Below are 14947 nucleotides of genomic sequence, written 5' to 3' on the forward strand. Positions count from 1 at the left end.
GAAAATAGTCGAAGGACAGGCGCTGGATGTCCGAGAGAAGCTCGTCGTTTTGCGGGTGGTCGCTCGATGCATCCATGGCTATCGATATAGAGGGGTTCGCTGCCCTTCCCACCTTTTTGGTCGACTTGTCGCCTTTGGGTCATGTCACGCCGATGCTCGCGCTGGCCCAGGTGTCTCTATAACTAGGTTCGAACACCAGAAGCTGACATTCCGCTAACGGCCCACTAATTGCCGGACCACGTTCGTCGCGCATAGCGGTTGCCGACGTTCTCTGCGACAACTGCGCGTCGCGGAGTTCTACCGTCAGAAGCCACGCCTGTCGTTCAATTTTGGCGAGGTGATATTCGGAAACGGCTTCGTGGCTCCAAGCCCAAGGCATGGCAGCCCCCTCATGAAGGATTGTCTCCTCAAGCAGAGCCTTGTCGAGTGAGTTGAACGTCGCACCGTGAATCTGAATGTCGGGTGAGGTTCAGACCCTCAGAGCTGTCCGTACCGATGAATCTTGGATCGTAACAGCCGTACCGTCCAGCCATTTAGTATCGGTTTTTGCAAAAGAATTTCTTCAACGACTTCCCGCCGTCCAGAAAACATGCCGAGAGCTTATTCCTCTTGGTATCCCACAGTTTCAGGCATAGACGCCTTTCATGCTTCTCCATTAAACCTGCCCTATTTACCTCCGGTTTCCGCATCTACTTGCGATGCGAAAGCACAAAGCGTAAGTTCATGTACTAGCCAGCACGACCAAGGGTTGGGGAACGGGCGGATGGTTTCGGATAGTCCAGTTCAGATTTTTGTCTCTTATGCGCGCAATGACGATGTGTCGCCGCCCGATGAGCCGGCGAAGAAGGGTTTCATCACCGCCCTCTACGATCAATTGCATTATAGGTTCAGGGATTATGGCGACCCCAAACCAAAGCTTTGGCGTGACGTCCGTCAGGTCGATCAGGCGGATCAGTTCGACAAAAAGATAGCCGAGGCAATCGAGGCATCGGCGTTGATGCTGGCGGTCCTGTCGCCCAACTGGATGTCGAGCGACTATTGCAAGCAAGAACTAAAAATCTTCACTGACCGCTGGCGGTCCGACGAATCCGGCATTCGCGAGCGGATCATTGTGGTCGGCAAGCGCCACGTCGCAAATGATCGCCGGCCATCGCTGTTACAGGGCCAGAGCGGAATACAGTTCTATGCTCTCGACGACCCCGACGAGGTGGATCTGGAACGGGAATTCTTTGTTCATGGGGTCTCCCGTGACAACCAGTACTACGAACGTCTGGATGAGCTTGCCAAAGTGCTGAGGCGCCGGGCCGTGAGATACGCCTCGCATGAGATGACTCCACCACCGGAGGCCATCTCGCTCAAGCCGCGCCCGACCAGCGACAGGGCGGTGTATTTGGCCAAACCTGCGAGCGACACGCGGAGCGCTTACGACCGCATGGTGGTCGAACTCACGAATTCCGGCTACACGATCGTTCCAGATCCGGCCAAGGACATTCCGGTTGACTCGACGGCGGTGAAATTCGTCGACGATGCGTTGTCCACGGCGGATTTCTCGATCCACCTTCTGGGTGAAAAGCCCGGATTTGCGCCCGATGACGCAGAACCGATCGTAAAACTCCAACTTTCACGGGCCGCTCAAAAAGCCGCGAACGAGGAAGACGCGCGCAAGCTAAAGCGCATCATCTGGGCTCCCAAGATACTGGATTTGAATGCAGCAGGGTCCGAACAAGGACTTCGTGATCCGCTGGAGGTATTATCCAGGTTTGGCAGCTATATGGACACGGATGCCGTCGAGGGCGACACCCTGAGCAAATTCGTGGAACTTGTTGCCCAGAGGCTCTCCCGCGCAGTGGTTCCCCAGCAGACCTTCGATGAAACGCCTGCCAATGCGCGGATGTACGTCTATCACCGTCCCGAGGACATCGGATATGCCTACGAAATCGGCATGGCCCTAAGGGCGCGTGACATTACGCCCCGGTTTCCGGCTGTCGAAGGCACAGATGCCGAGCGCGTCCGGCTGCACAAGCAGAACTTGCGCGAATGTGATGCGGTCGTCGTCTGTTGGGCGTCCGCTCCGGACGTGTGGGCGAAGGTGAGCTCAAATGAACTCGTCGACTGGAAAACGTTGGGGCGCACGAAGCGCTTTACGCGTCGCGGCCTGGTCGCCGGTCCCCCCCCCGGCATGCCAAAGAAGATGGGCGTCCAGTTCTATTCCAAGGACGAAATAGACGTGGCGATCGATCTGACGGCGCTTCCAAATCCGCCTGGGCCGGATGACCTCGCTCCCCTCCTCGCTTAAATAGCGGCGATGACCGCGTTGGGCGTATCTACGCTTTCCAAAGCACGGCCATTTCCGGGTCTGCGGCCATTCGGGCCGCTCGACCAGAAGTTTTTCTTCGGCCGAAGCGCCCAATTCTTTGCGCTCTATCGACTGCTGGACCTGAGCCGCTTCGTCGCGGTTATTGGCAATTCCGGAAGCGGAAAATCATCGCTTGTACGTGCCGGCCTACTCCCTCTGCTCGACGAGGAGAATCGCGAAGGCGGCGGGCGGCAATGGCTGTGGATCGAGATGCGGCCGGGCGATCTTCCGCTGGAATCCCTTATACAGACTCTCAAACACCTGGGCGACGACCTGTCGGCAACCGACGATCCGATCATAAATGCAATGCGCGCCGAGCGCATATCGCATCATCTACGCGGCTCTAGCCACGGGATCGCCAAGGCGATCGGCGAGATGGACGGAGTCGACAAGAAGATCGTCGTTCTGGTAATCGACCAGTTCGAGGAACTGTTCCGTTTTGCCAGTTCGGCATCCATGGCTGGCATCGCGCCAAGGGAGGAAGCGCGCCTGCGCGACGAAGCGGCGCAATTCGTCCAGTTGTTGCTGGAGGCCAGCCGCAGCCCGGTGGCGCTGGTTCGCGTGCTGCTGACCATGCGGTCGGATTTCATCGGCGACTGTGCGCGCTTCCAGGGTTTGCCGGAGGCCGTTAGCGCCACGCAGTTCCTGGTTCCCTCACTGACTCGCGACCAGCGGGAAGAGGTAATAAAGGGACCGATCGCCTTGGCTGAAGCGACCATCGACTCGTCGCTGGTGGAGCAGCTGCTGAACGATAGCGGCGTCGAGCAGGACCAGTTGCCGGTTCTGCAGCACTGTCTGCTGCGGCTGTGGGAGCGTGCCCGCCCGACAGAGACGGCGACGGCGGCCGCGGGCGATACACGACAGACCACCCGTCATATCTCGCGCAGGGAATATGACGAAATCGGCCTGATGGCCGGGGCTCTGTCCCAGCACGCGGAAGAGATACTGGCGACGGATCTGAACAGCCTTGAACCTCTGGTCGCGCGCGTGTTTCGCGCCCTTTCCGACATCGACCGGGATGGCAGGGCGACGCGCCGTGTCCTTTCACTGCAGCAGCTGGGGGCCGAAACCGCTATCAATGAGGATGGGCTGCGCACGATAGTCGATCGGTTTCGGGCGGACGACTGCTCCTTCCTCACACCCTCGCCGGCGGCGACCCCAACACTGGACCCCAGGACACGCATCGATGTCGGGCACGAAGCCCTGCTTCGGCACTGGGAGCGCGTCAGCGGGGAACCGGGAGCCACTGGCGAGCGAACCGACGACCGGCGGATTGGCTGGCTGAGGGACGAATACCGGGACGGACAGAGATATCAGGCGCTCCGCGCGATCGCCAGCGGTGACGACACCGAAACCCCGCTCCTGCCGCTGGATCAGGTTACGCGATATTGGACATGGTGGAACGAACGACCGCGTACCGAAGCCTGGGCTTCGCGGTATGGCGGCGGCCACGCGCGCGTCGAGCGGATGCTGCACGACAGCAGGGATGCGCTCGACAAGCAGCACCAGCAGCGGCTCGCTGAGATTCAAACGCAGCGCATGGCCAGCAGAACGCGGATCGCTGCGGGCGTCATGGGTGCTTTGCTGATCCTTGCGGTGATAAGCGGCGGTTTAATTTACCGCCGAAATCAAATTGCACACGAAGTAGAGACCTTTGAATTCATGTCAAATACGCTCAGGGACAACATCGATTCGGTGCTGGAACGGCAGCGGCAGGGGACGATCACGGTAGCTGCAGCGCAAGAACGTCTGGCCTCAATCGATGAAGCGCTTGGACGCTTTCCTGACATGGTGCCCGTTATAATGGCGCTCAAGGCAAACGTCCTGCTTTCGCTTTCCGATGCCTTGAAAATCTATGGCGAGACCGCCGAGGCGCTCGAGAGGGTGCTGAAAGCCAAGGAACTGGCGCAGAAACTCACGGCAATAGACCCGAAGAATATGGATTGGTTGCGGCTCGATTATTCCAGCTCTTTTCGCATAGGGGATGCGACCCTTTCGCTTCGAACGCTCCCGTCGCCGAATGAAATGAAAGTCGCGGTCGAACAATATTCGGCGGCACTGACGATTGCAGAGGTTCTGTATGCCGCTGAGCCCGAGAGGGCGGATCGCGTGTTCGACCTCGCCTTCATCCATAATAAACTCGGCGAGGCAATGCAGATCCAGAAGGACTATCCGGGCTCCTTGGCGCAATTCGGGGCGGCGCTCGAGATCGCGAAGAAAGCAGCTGAAGCAAACGTATCGAACATAACGCTGCAATCCTATGTTGCCGCTACGATGGTCAAAATCGCAAACACCCTTCAATGGCAGACCCCGCAGGATCTTGATGGCGCGCTGGCGAACTACGTCACAGCGCTTTCGATATATGAAGGCTTGCGCGCACAAGCGCTGACAAACGATGTGGTTCTGTCCAATCTCGCAAGCGCACATCGAGGCAGGGCGGATCTTTTGCTGGAGCGATGGGAATCCGGCGACTTCAAAAAAGCCGTTGCAGATTATTCGGAGACGATCGCCATCTTTTCAGCCCTGGCCGAAAAGGATCCGACGAATGTCATTTGGCGGCTAAGGCTCGCGCCCGCTTATTCCAGATTGGGCAAGGCCTTCGAAAAATCGGCGGACGTTGCCGGCGCGTTGGGCCAGTACAAGAAAGAACTCGAAATCCGTGAATGGCTGTTGAGCAAGGACTCGGACAATCTGGAGAGGCAGAAAAATTTGGCAGCAACCCTCGAAAAGATTGCCAAACTGGAAGGCTCGCAAGCAGGACAATCACTCGGGCAGCCCTGACTAGGATTCAGTGCGGATATGAGGGCGCCTCGCGCAAGCGGGCTGAGTTTCGCCGCTTTTGGCGACAAGATTGATCGTCGGGCTTGGTTTTCTTTGATGCTTCAGGCTTTCTGCAACGACACTAATCGCGGTGGATGTGGCCGCCGCGCGGAACGCCTTGCGACGTTGATCACGATCGCCGGCCCATCACGTCTGTCGACCTGTACGCGAATGACACCTGTTGTGTCGCATGGCGGGCAAGAGGAGCGTATCTGATATGTTTCCGACATGTCGGCATCTCCTCTATCTCGGTACCGCCATTGCGGTTATCGGCGCCGGCCTGCTTGTCGGACTGGCGGGCCAGAGCCTGTGTTCGCCCAAGCCGTTGCCGGGCGACGAGTTGTGGACATGGCTGAGCCGCTGGTCGACTTCGCTGCAGCTAGTCTTCGATGACCAGCGGCAGGGCTGTTTCCTGGACGACCGGCTGGGGATCGAAATGCTTTCGACGGCGAGATTGGCCATGCCGGTCGCCCTCACGGTGCTCGCCCTGGCAGCTCTCTGGGAGACAGCTGGCAGATGGGCGCGCAGGTGGCGCTTTCGACGCTGGGGCGGGCATGCCGTTCTTATCGGCAAGATTGGGGATCTGGACGCCTTCGCCAGAAGCGAACGCAAAAAAGGGGTCATCGCTTTTTTGGCCCCCGGGCGGCTTGACAAGCGTCAACTCGAGAATGCCTTTCCGCTCACCGAGACGCTGGCGCTGGGACACCGGCCGCGCCTTGCCTGTCTGCTTGAGACGATCGGCGCAGCCCGCTCGCGCCTGATTGCCGCGGTTTCCGACAGCGATCTCGACAACATTGCGGTCGCTGACAACATTCTCGACAGCCACAAGCCGAGATTTCCGGCGGCGCGCCTTTTGATCCGGATCGAACAACCCCTGGTGAGATCGCTGAGAGGACAGCCGCTGCGCGAATTGGCCGAAGAACTCGGCGTCGATATTTCGATTCTCTCGCTGTCTCTGATGCAGGTCAGGCGCGGCCTGCAGCAGGCGATGCCCGGCCGGTTTGTCGTTCATGGATCAGCCGGTTACCACGCCGTCGTCTGCGGATCCGGGCCACTTGTGCAGCAGATCGCTTTCCGCATCGCCCGCCAGGCATATCGTCTCGAGGAGGCGTTGCCGCGCATATCGATCCTGACAGTAGGAGGGCACGGCTTCTCCGCCGGCGCTATGGACAGGATCAAGGCAGCCGATTCGGCCGCCTCCGTGGTGTCGGCCACCGTAGACGTCGACGATATACGCGCTGTGGAGCGCGAAATGGCAGCGATAGCGGGTGCCGCCGTGTCCCCGGCGGCTATTCATTGCGGCGGACAAACGCCAGAAGAGGCTATGGCGTTAGCGCGCCGGTGGGAGCGCGTCCTTCTGGAGCTTCGAGTGCCCGTGCCGCCTATCGTCGTTTACGGCCAGGCGGTCGAGAGAATCGGCGGTTCGGGGATGCTGCGCGGCGCGGATGCTCCCGATCTCAAAGAGGCAGTAAACGGCGTCGTCACCGCCGACCGCCGCGCTCGTATCAACCACGACGCCTACTACGACAAGCAAAAGAGTTTGAAAGGCGCGGACTTCGGCATGCTTACGGGCGAACGCCGATGGCATCTTATCCCTGAATCGATGCAGGAAGACAATCGCAACGCCGCAGACCATATGGATTACAAGCTGGTGCGCATTGGCTACCGGGCTAGCGTACCACGTACCAACATCCCCATCGAGCTTCCTGCCGCCGCCGTTGAGAAATTGGCGGCGATCGAGCATGCGCGTTGGATAGCGGCCAAGAATGTCGACGGGATACGTTACGGTCCCGTTCGGGACGACGAGAAGGGCCTACACCCCGACATGAAGCCCTATTGCGATCTCGACGAAAGCGCCCGGGAGAAGGATCGAGATCAAATTCGCCAAATCCCCGCGCTGTTGCATCTGGCCGAACAGGGCGTTCAACGTGAACGGATAATAACGCTTGCCGAGTTGAGCGATCGCTGCTCGACCCATAGCGTGGCAAAAGATGCCGCAGGGTCGGCCAGTCTCGAATTCTCGGTCGCGGTTTGCCCGCTACCGGGACCAGAGATGCTGAACGCAGCCGAGCAATGCCGTGCTGCGGGAGTCGAACTGCACCTCGTTGTCGATGCGCGGGCGCGGCGTATGCTGGCGCTGCGGGATGAGACGCAAGCGGTGCGGATAGGGAAGCTCCTATCGCAGGCCTACCGTATCACCCACATCGTGGATGGGTCCGCGGCGGACTATGCCAGCGCCTTGGTGTCGGAAGCGCCCATTGAAGAATAGGAGGAGAACATGAAGAGCCTTTGGCTTAAGTTGTCCATGCTCGTGCTCGCGTCGGCTATGTTGCTCCAGCCCGCCCGCCCGAGTGCGCTGGCGCTTGCCAAGACGGCCGAGCAGGAAAAGATTGCCGCGGCGATCGAGAGGCAACTTGGTCCGACTCGCAGCTTTGCGTTGGTCATCGGCATCTCACATTTCGACAATATGAGGCAGCTTCCGGGCGTGGAAAGCGAGGTCCGCCAGGTCGCCGCGACATTGCAAATGCACGGTTTCTTCGTGCCCCCGCAACCCCAGAGCGGCCGCATGACGCACGAGGAACTGCGACGGCAGGTGGTTGAATTTATCCGCACCTATGGTCGGTCGCCCGAGAACCGACTTGTGATATATATCGCCACGCACGGCTTTGCGGCCGGCAAGGACGACCCGAAGGGTTATGGCTACCTGATGGCGAGCGATACGAAGCCGCTACCGCGTGACATCGCAGACACCGCCTATTCAGTCAACGACCTGAGCGCCGCATTGCGCGAGGTCGCCTCCAAACATGTTTATCTTTTCTTCAACGCTTGCTTTTCTGGCGCCATGATCCCGCTGATCACGCGAGGTGACACAGCGTCAGAGATCGTCAAGAAGAAGCCGGTACAGGCGTTGACGGATGAAGGCCGGTCGTGGGTATCGGAACTGCTTGCCCACGACGCCCGGTTGATCCTGACCGCGGGCAGCGACGAGCAGACGGTGCCAGATATAAACAATCCTTTCTCCGAGGCTTTCATCACGGGTTTGAATGGCGAAGCCGACAGGGATGGGGATGGCCTAATCCTCGGGTTTGAACTGGCGGTCTTCATCAAGGAACAAGTCGCGAAAAAGACGCTCCGCAACGGCGTGCCGAATGACACAATGTTTGCCGTCGTCCCGAAGGAAGAAGGCAAAACTGTCAATTTTGCGCTGCTTGGCGACTACGTTTTTCTCTCGCCTCGTGGACCGCATGAGGCGGGTCAGGCGATCACCATCAGCGAGGAGGAGATGATCACCGCCAGGCGCAACGCAGAATTGGAGAAGCTACTGCCGGGGACTTTTGCCGAGTGTGCGGACTGCCCGGTCATGGTTGAAGTTCCAGCGGTCAAGGGGAGGCGGGTCGCATTCGCCAAGACGGAACTCACCTATGCCCAATGGGATGCATGTTATCGGGAAGCAGCGTGCGGTCGTTATATTGAGGACACCAGCGGCCGCCGGGGCAATATGCCGGTCGGCGGGATTACGTGGCAGGATGCGGCCGAATACATTCAGTGGCTCAACAAGGAGCGAGGCAGTACAGGCTGCACAGGCGAATATCGGCTGCCTAGCAGTTCGGAGTGGAGCGCTGCTGAGAAGGGCCCTCGGACAACTCAGGGCAGCGAGATCCTCGTCAGCAGGGTTGTATGCTGGGGATGCGGCGACGGCCTGGACGGCTCTGGCCCGAGCCCGGCCGGCTCCTTGCCGGCCAACGCCTCCGGCCTGCATGACATGACCGGCAGCTTGTGGGAATGGGCCACTGCTGCGACCGATCAATGCGAAATCAAAGACTCTCTTAATGAGAAAAAATGCCAGAAGCCTGCTACTGTTATGGGCGGATCGTTCGCGACTCGCGTTTCATCGCTGCGCATGGGCGCTATCGGAGAGATGCCGCGGACGCTCTCGCCACGTAATGTGGGATCGGCCGCTGGCGCCTACAGCTTGCCGACCGTCGGCCTCCGAGTCGTTTGCAACATAAAGCCTCAAGCTTCCAATTGAAACGAGGTTAGCCACGCTTGGCCAAGCAATGTTCAACGAAGAGTTCTGAATCAGCCTCCGAGCCTTACTGCGAACCGATAGTGCTTGAAATCCATTCCGAATATTTCGCCACGTTCGTGTAGACGCCGTAGACGTTTTTATGGCCGCACGCAGTAGCGGCGTCCATGGGCCCGGCGCCCCAGCTGACAACGCCCACTTGCGTCGCGGCTTCTCCGGTCCCCCCGACAAGCGGCCCGCCGCTGTCGCCATAACAGGCGTCGCGCTGGCCATCCGCCTTCCCCGCGCAAACCATACCCTCGTCGAGCGGGTCAGCCATGCCGGCGTAGATTGCCTCGGAAGCCTGTGCCACCGCAGCTTCGGAAAAGCCCATGTTGCCCGCAAAGTTAATCAGGATCCTGCCGACATCCTGTTTCCGGACCGCTTTGATACCATCGTTGCATGTGGCATTCGGCTTAACGTCGATCGTCGCCTCCATCAGCGTTTCCGGGAAGCTGCCGTTCTCCATCTGGCCCCAGCCAATCACCGTCGCCTGCGCGAAATCCGCCGGGTTTCCGATCTTGGCGGTCCTGGCACCCTCGGCCTCCGTTTCCAATTTGATCAACCCGATGTCGTTTCTCATATTGACGGCGTTGTAATCAGGGTTTGGAACGATCTCGGCGACTGCATACCGGGTTCCCTCGACGAGCTTTGTGGCCCCGACTAGTATCGTAACCTCCCCGGGAGCGACGGGTACATCATCCTTCAATAGGCAGTGTGCCGCCGTCAGCACCCATTGTTCGGCGATCAGCGTACCGCCGCAGAATTGCGCGTTGAGTTGGGATGCCGCCCTGCTGTCGAGCATCTCGCTTGCCAGCAAGGCCACTTGGAACGGCCAAGCTCCAGGCTTGGCTTCGGTACCGCCGATGACACGAGTACCCGTATTGTTTTTCGCGTTCGGCACCTGCGCGATTGGCGATTTGATCGTCGACTGCGGCAAAACGATGCCGGGAACGGGCTCCGCCGCCACTGCGGTCCGCGGCGCGGCAGCCAAGTTCAATGCCGCTAACGATAGCACAAAAAGCCATCCCGGAAGTTCGATCTGCGCAGAAATCATCTCACTGGTTGATGTAGTTTCCTTGCCGCGATGAAACGTCATTTCAGACATGCCCCCGCCCAATTGATTAAGAATACACACATATCAATGAATTAGAAGTTGGCGTCAATAGGTGGCGCCTCCAACGCACGGTGCTGCACAGATTAGGACAGGCGTCAACATCACAAGAAGACTTGCCTTTTCGATCTCGATGAGAAAGGATCGAAATATGCCGAGTAAATCAACTTTTGCTCGCGACGCAAGTTGGTTTGCCTGAAATCATAATGGGGAAATGCAACGGTCTCCTTTGCGGGAGCCCTTTTAAGGGAGGACGAAAATGGCTGAGATCACAGTAAAAGTCGGCAAGAAGGGCGACGATTCCAAGGTCGACAAGCAGAAGACCGTCAAGGGGCAAAAACCCAGGCAGACCGGCGGAGCAGAGGCACAACACGCGATCGGGATCAATGCCTCTTGCTGGCATTGCTCGGCGATAAATTACGTCATCGGCGACACCCACGTTTACGTCGGGTTCTATTGCTGGAACTGCGGGGCATACTGCGAAGTGTGATCCCGAAGGCGCCCGGAGATGCTTACCCAGCAAATCTGGCGCCATCCGGCTCACTCGCCGTGACCACCCAGCCGGACGTCTTCGAGCGTCAGGGCGCCCGGCCCAGGATAAAAGACAAGCATGCCCACCCTGACATGACGCTGATGCGCGGTCCGGCTCGTTGCGCGATGTCGACGCGGCGATGCACGACATCGCACCATGGCGCGCGTCCATACTATAAGCCTTGGCAGACCTAGAATTGACCGGGACATTGCTCAATCGTCTCGCCACCATGCTACCGAAGCGTTGGCCGAATATCATGCGCGCCTGCTTCGCGTTGCGCAAAGTTTCGATTGCGGTGCTCTATGACCTCCTGCGCAGGTGGACGCCGAATTCAGTGAAGGTCTTGATCTCCTCGACGGATTGGGCGGCAGCGAACTCAATTGACGGTGCGGGCAATTTGTGCAGCCCTGGACTGATGCACTGGACGCACAAGGCCGGGCCTCGCGAGTCCGCGCGCTGCGCACCATGTGCTCCGTGTTATATCAGCATAGCCATCACCACAATGCGCGCTGCAACTGAGGCGCGCACAAGTCGGGATCGAGCGCCGCCCTTGTGGAGTTCTACGCGCGTTGATTGGGGTTTCTTGCGAACCGGGCGGGAGGTTGGGTGTCGGTTATGAACGTTATGGCGACCGCCCAGGCACCGTTTTCGCTGCAGCGCTTGCTGAAGTGGGCACGGCTGTCCATCAAAGGCATCGGAGGTGCGTTCGTTCTCATCACGGCTTTGTCGATCTTCACCTCCCTTCTCACACTGTACAACGCCCAGCTGATCGCCAACTTTATCCGTCAGGCGAGCAGCGGCTCCGCCGAAACAGTGGGAACATTTGATTTTGTCGGGTTCATCTTACCCCGCGATGCCGCGTCGACAGCGATCTTGTTCGCCGCGACAGCCATCCTGCTAATCGTCACAGGCTTCGCAAACCGCGTTGGCACAGCTTGGTTCAACACCATGATGCTGCAGCGCATGCAACTGAAGCTGCACGACAAATTGCTCCAGTTAGGATATAGCTATCACGGCAACCACGACGTGGGCGAGAATACAGCGGTCGTCATGCAATACGCGGCAGGCGCACAGGGTGTGCTGCGCGACGTCTTGGCGTTTCCGTTCACACGCGGCGTTTCGCTGCTGTCGGCGATCACGTTTCTGTTCTACAATATCTCCGATCTCGGCTCGCCGGACGTCATCTACGCGCTGCTCGCGGTCCTGCTTCTGGTCTTACCGGCCGGCGGCGTCTGGCTTTCGAGCAGGCTTCGCCTCGCCTACAGCAGTGTCCGCGACCGGCAGGGCGCTTTGGGCAATGTGTTGATCGACTCGCTCACTGCGCCTCAGGAGGTGCAGTTGATGAACGCCGGAAATCAACGTTCCGCTGCTTTCGCAGCACGGCTCAAAGCCCTTGGACAGGCCCAGGTCCAAGCGCAGGTTCAGAACGAACTCTCGAGCCAGTTTCAAGCTGCAGTACCGACAGTGCTGCAGATTGGCCTCATCCTCTGGGCCGTCTTCGTCGTCGGCGGCGACGCGGTGCAGGCTGTTGTCGGCATCTACCTGTTCGTGCCGCGTGTTGTCGAGCCTATCCAGGCCCTGGTGAGTTTCTATGCTGGCCTGAACACAGCCTGGCCGAACATAGAGCGCGTCGGACAAGTGCTCGACGAGCCGGCCGACGTCCCCGACCTCGGCGTAAAGACCGCCTCCGAACTCGGGTCGTTCGAGGTCACACTCGATCGGCTGTCGTTCAGGCCGGACGGATCCGACCGCACCATACTCGACGACCTTCGCAAAACCTTCGTGCCCGGCAAAGTGACCGCTCTCGTCGGACGCTCCGGCTCGGGCAAGACCACGATCATGCGGCTGATCGTGCGGCTATTCGATCCTACTGGCGGGAGCGTCACAATCGGCGGGACGGATGTTCGGGAGATCAAGCTCGAGGCGTTGCGGAGGATCAGCGCGACGGTCTCGCAATTTCCGCTGTTCATCGAGGCGAACGTCCGTGAGAACCTCCGCCTCGGAGCGGCAGATGCAAACGATGCGCAAATGGAGGCGGCGTGCCGTGCTGCGGATGTCTGGAATGCGCTCGTTACGATTTCGCCCGACGACCCTCTCGGAACGCCGGTGCCGCGCCAAGCCGGGAAGGCAGGACTTGCCGGGGGCGAGCGCCGGCGGCTCGCTATCGCCCGTACGCTTTTGTCGGACGCCCAGATACTTCTCCTCGATGAGCCCTCGACAGGCATCGACGCGATGAGCGTCACCAGGATCCTTGCCGAATTCCGCAGCCGGCCAGGCCGCACCATCCTCATTATCGACCATGATATGGATCTGATCAAAGCTGTGGCCGATGAAGTCTGTTGTATTGAGGGCGGCAAGTTCACCGACGTTGGCACTCCCGACGGGTTGCTGCAGCGGCCGTCGTTGTTTAAGTCGCTTTGGGAGGCGCGGCGCACCTATGGCAATGCCACGGACTTCGAGGTTCAAGGATCGGTGCCGGTGCGTCCTGCCTTTGCTGACATACAGCCGCCGACACCAGGGCAGCAACCACCCCGAGAAGACAGGAAGACACCTCGCGCCGGTGGGGGACCGGCCGAGTACGCCCAGCAGGGAGGCAAGAATGGTAGATAGCTCTCAATTTCAGGCTGACCTCGTCCGGCGTTATCTGGGCATCCAGCCCCGGACGAGCGAAGACCAGGTGTTGCGCCTGACGGTGGAGACTGGCGTCAGGGCTGTGGGCGCTGATGAAGGCTCGTTGCTCGTGTTCGATCCTGAGCGCAACGACCTGACCTTTGTGATGACCTACGGAAATGCCGAATCCGAGGCGGCGTTGATCGGCCGGCGCGTACCCATCGGCGAGAGCTTGATGGGTCTGGCGGCAGAAACCGGCGAGGTCCAGCTCGGCGCGCCGCGCTTCAAGGATCCCGACCATACCCAGGCGCTCGATGGGGTAAAGGCAGTGATCGCAGCACCAATGATGATCGGAGAGCGGCTGATCGGCGTCATCACGGCCATTTCCAACAAGGACGGCAAGCGATTTACCATGGATGACGCGGAGCTCTACGCGTGTCTGGCCACCATCGCTGCTCTCATGCTCAACCAGTCGCTGGTGCTGCGATCCCTGTCGCATGGCAGCGCGATGGACGATGTGCAGCCTGCCTCGTTCGCCGGCGAGCCGCTCGAGCAAGAAATCCTGCAGCGTGTTGCCCGGCTGCTGCAGCGGGACCGAACGGTCGTGCGGGAAGTTGCGCGCGTGCTCAAGGCCATTGAGGCCATGTCCTTGCGCGCACGAACCGATGACTGAACTCGACGCGGTCATTGCTCGCGCGCTGCGGGTTCCGATCTCGTCGCTTGCTGCCGGAGCGCTGCAACCCGTTAGGGTCGCGGTCCTCGATAGCGGCATAGACGCTTCGCATACCGATCTCAGGAACCGCGTCGAGAGCGCGGTTATCTGCAGCGCCGACGAGAAAGGCTCCGTCGCGATCACGCCGTCAGATCCCACAGCCAACAACGACACATATGGTCACGGCACAGCCGTCGCCAGCATCATTGCCCGCATCGCCCCCAACGCCACGCTGATAGATGTGCGTGTTCTTGGTGGAAACAAACCCGGCTCGCCCGACGCCTTTCTCGGTGGTATCGACTTCGCCAACTCAACCGACGCACAGATAATGAATATGAGCGTTGCAGTCGGCGAGTCCTATCTGCCGCGCTTGATCCCATTGACCGAAAAGGCTTATCGCCGCGGAAAGATCATCGTCGCGGCCACCCGCAACCGGCCGCTCGAGGATGAAGGCTATCCGGCTTCGATCGTCGCATGCATCGGCGTGGGCAACGCAGGCCGCGGACGCGAGGACATTTGGCGATTCAGGCGCGACATCATCGAGTTTATGGGCCATGGAGTCGATGTGCCCGTGGCGGTCGCTGGCGGTGGCTATGCGACCCAGAGCGGCACCAGCTTCGCGACGCCTATTATCGCGGGTCTGATTGCGCTGCTGCTGGGCGCGCATTCCGGGCTCTCGCCTTTCGACGTCAAAGCAATCCTGAAAGCCTTCGCCGCAAACGCAGCGTCATCGTAGA

9 protein-coding genes are annotated in these 14947 nt (G+C 59.7%); 8 read left to right on the top strand and 1 reads right to left on the bottom strand.

Annotation, left to right across the window (positions count from 1 at the left end):
• Positions 1–763: 763 nt before the first annotated feature.
• From NKI54_RS33555 to NKI54_RS33570, 4 genes are all read left to right on the top strand, one after another.
• Entirely contained in the window at positions 764–2296 is a 1533-nt protein-coding gene (locus tag NKI54_RS33555; RefSeq protein WP_352694012.1) for a toll/interleukin-1 receptor domain-containing protein, read from the top strand.
• Positions 2297–2305: 9 nt separating this feature from the next.
• A complete protein-coding gene (locus NKI54_RS33560) occupies positions 2306–5137 on the top strand; it encodes an ATP-binding protein (protein WP_352694014.1) in 2832 nt (943 codons plus the stop codon).
• 229 nt (positions 5138–5366) lie between these two features.
• A complete protein-coding gene (locus NKI54_RS33565; RefSeq protein WP_352694016.1) occupies positions 5367–7445 on the top strand; it encodes a RyR domain-containing protein in 2079 nt (692 codons plus the stop codon).
• A 9-nt stretch (positions 7446–7454) separates the two neighbouring features.
• Positions 7455–9206: an SUMF1/EgtB/PvdO family nonheme iron enzyme gene (locus NKI54_RS33570; RefSeq protein ID WP_352694018.1), complete on the top strand. Its 1752-nt coding sequence runs from the start codon at positions 7455–7457 to the stop codon at positions 9204–9206.
• A 64-nt stretch (positions 9207–9270) separates the two neighbouring features.
• On the opposite strand, the gene NKI54_RS33575 is transcribed toward NKI54_RS33570, so the two are convergent.
• On the bottom strand, positions 9271–10350 hold the full coding sequence (locus NKI54_RS33575; RefSeq protein ID WP_352694020.1) for a S1 family peptidase: 1080 nt from the start codon (positions 10348–10350) through the stop codon (positions 9271–9273).
• Between the two features lie 265 nt (positions 10351–10615).
• Here NKI54_RS33575 and NKI54_RS33580 point away from each other — a divergent pair, with 265 nt between their 5' ends.
• From NKI54_RS33580 to NKI54_RS33595, 4 genes are all read left to right on the top strand, one after another.
• Positions 10616–10846, top strand: coding sequence for a hypothetical protein (locus tag NKI54_RS33580; RefSeq protein ID WP_352694022.1), 231 nt, complete (start codon positions 10616–10618; stop codon positions 10844–10846).
• A gap of 666 nt (positions 10847–11512) precedes the next feature.
• The gene (locus NKI54_RS33585; RefSeq protein WP_352694024.1) at positions 11513–13498 is read left to right on the top strand and encodes an ABC transporter ATP-binding protein; all 1986 of its coding nucleotides are present in this window, start codon (positions 11513–11515) and stop codon (positions 13496–13498) included.
• Entirely contained in the window at positions 13488–14171 is a 684-nt protein-coding gene (locus NKI54_RS33590; protein WP_352694025.1) for a GAF domain-containing protein, read from the top strand. Before NKI54_RS33585 ends, NKI54_RS33590 begins: the two co-directional genes overlap by 11 nt.
• The gene (locus NKI54_RS33595) at positions 14164–14946 is read left to right on the top strand and encodes a S8 family serine peptidase (protein WP_352694027.1); all 783 of its coding nucleotides are present in this window, start codon (positions 14164–14166) and stop codon (positions 14944–14946) included. Before NKI54_RS33590 ends, NKI54_RS33595 begins: the two co-directional genes overlap by 8 nt.
• Position 14947: the final 1 nt, after the last annotated feature.

The sequence above is a fragment of the Mesorhizobium sp. M0663 genome (assembly GCF_040320585.1).
GTDB lineage: Bacteria > Pseudomonadota > Alphaproteobacteria > Rhizobiales > Rhizobiaceae > Mesorhizobium.

Bases quoted from the DNA above. Each gene is read 5' to 3' on its own strand.
- NKI54_RS33555 (WP_352694012.1), top strand. From the start codon at position 764: ATGGTTTCGGATAGTCCAGTTCAGATTTTTGTCTCTTATGCGCGCAAT.
- NKI54_RS33560 (WP_352694014.1), top strand. From the start codon at position 2,306: ATGACCGCGTTGGGCGTATCTACGCTTTCCAAAGCACGGCCATTTCCG.
- NKI54_RS33565 (WP_352694016.1), top strand. From the start codon at position 5,367: ATGGCGGGCAAGAGGAGCGTATCTGATATGTTTCCGACATGTCGGCAT.
- NKI54_RS33570 (WP_352694018.1), top strand. From the start codon at position 7,455: ATGAAGAGCCTTTGGCTTAAGTTGTCCATGCTCGTGCTCGCGTCGGCT.
- NKI54_RS33575 (WP_352694020.1), bottom strand. From the start codon at position 10,350: ATGTCTGAAATGACGTTTCATCGCGGCAAGGAAACTACATCAACCAGT.
- NKI54_RS33580 (WP_352694022.1), top strand. From the start codon at position 10,616: ATGGCTGAGATCACAGTAAAAGTCGGCAAGAAGGGCGACGATTCCAAG.
- NKI54_RS33585 (WP_352694024.1), top strand. From the start codon at position 11,513: ATGGCGACCGCCCAGGCACCGTTTTCGCTGCAGCGCTTGCTGAAGTGG.
- NKI54_RS33590 (WP_352694025.1), top strand. From the start codon at position 13,488: ATGGTAGATAGCTCTCAATTTCAGGCTGACCTCGTCCGGCGTTATCTG.
- NKI54_RS33595 (WP_352694027.1), top strand. From the start codon at position 14,164: ATGACTGAACTCGACGCGGTCATTGCTCGCGCGCTGCGGGTTCCGATC.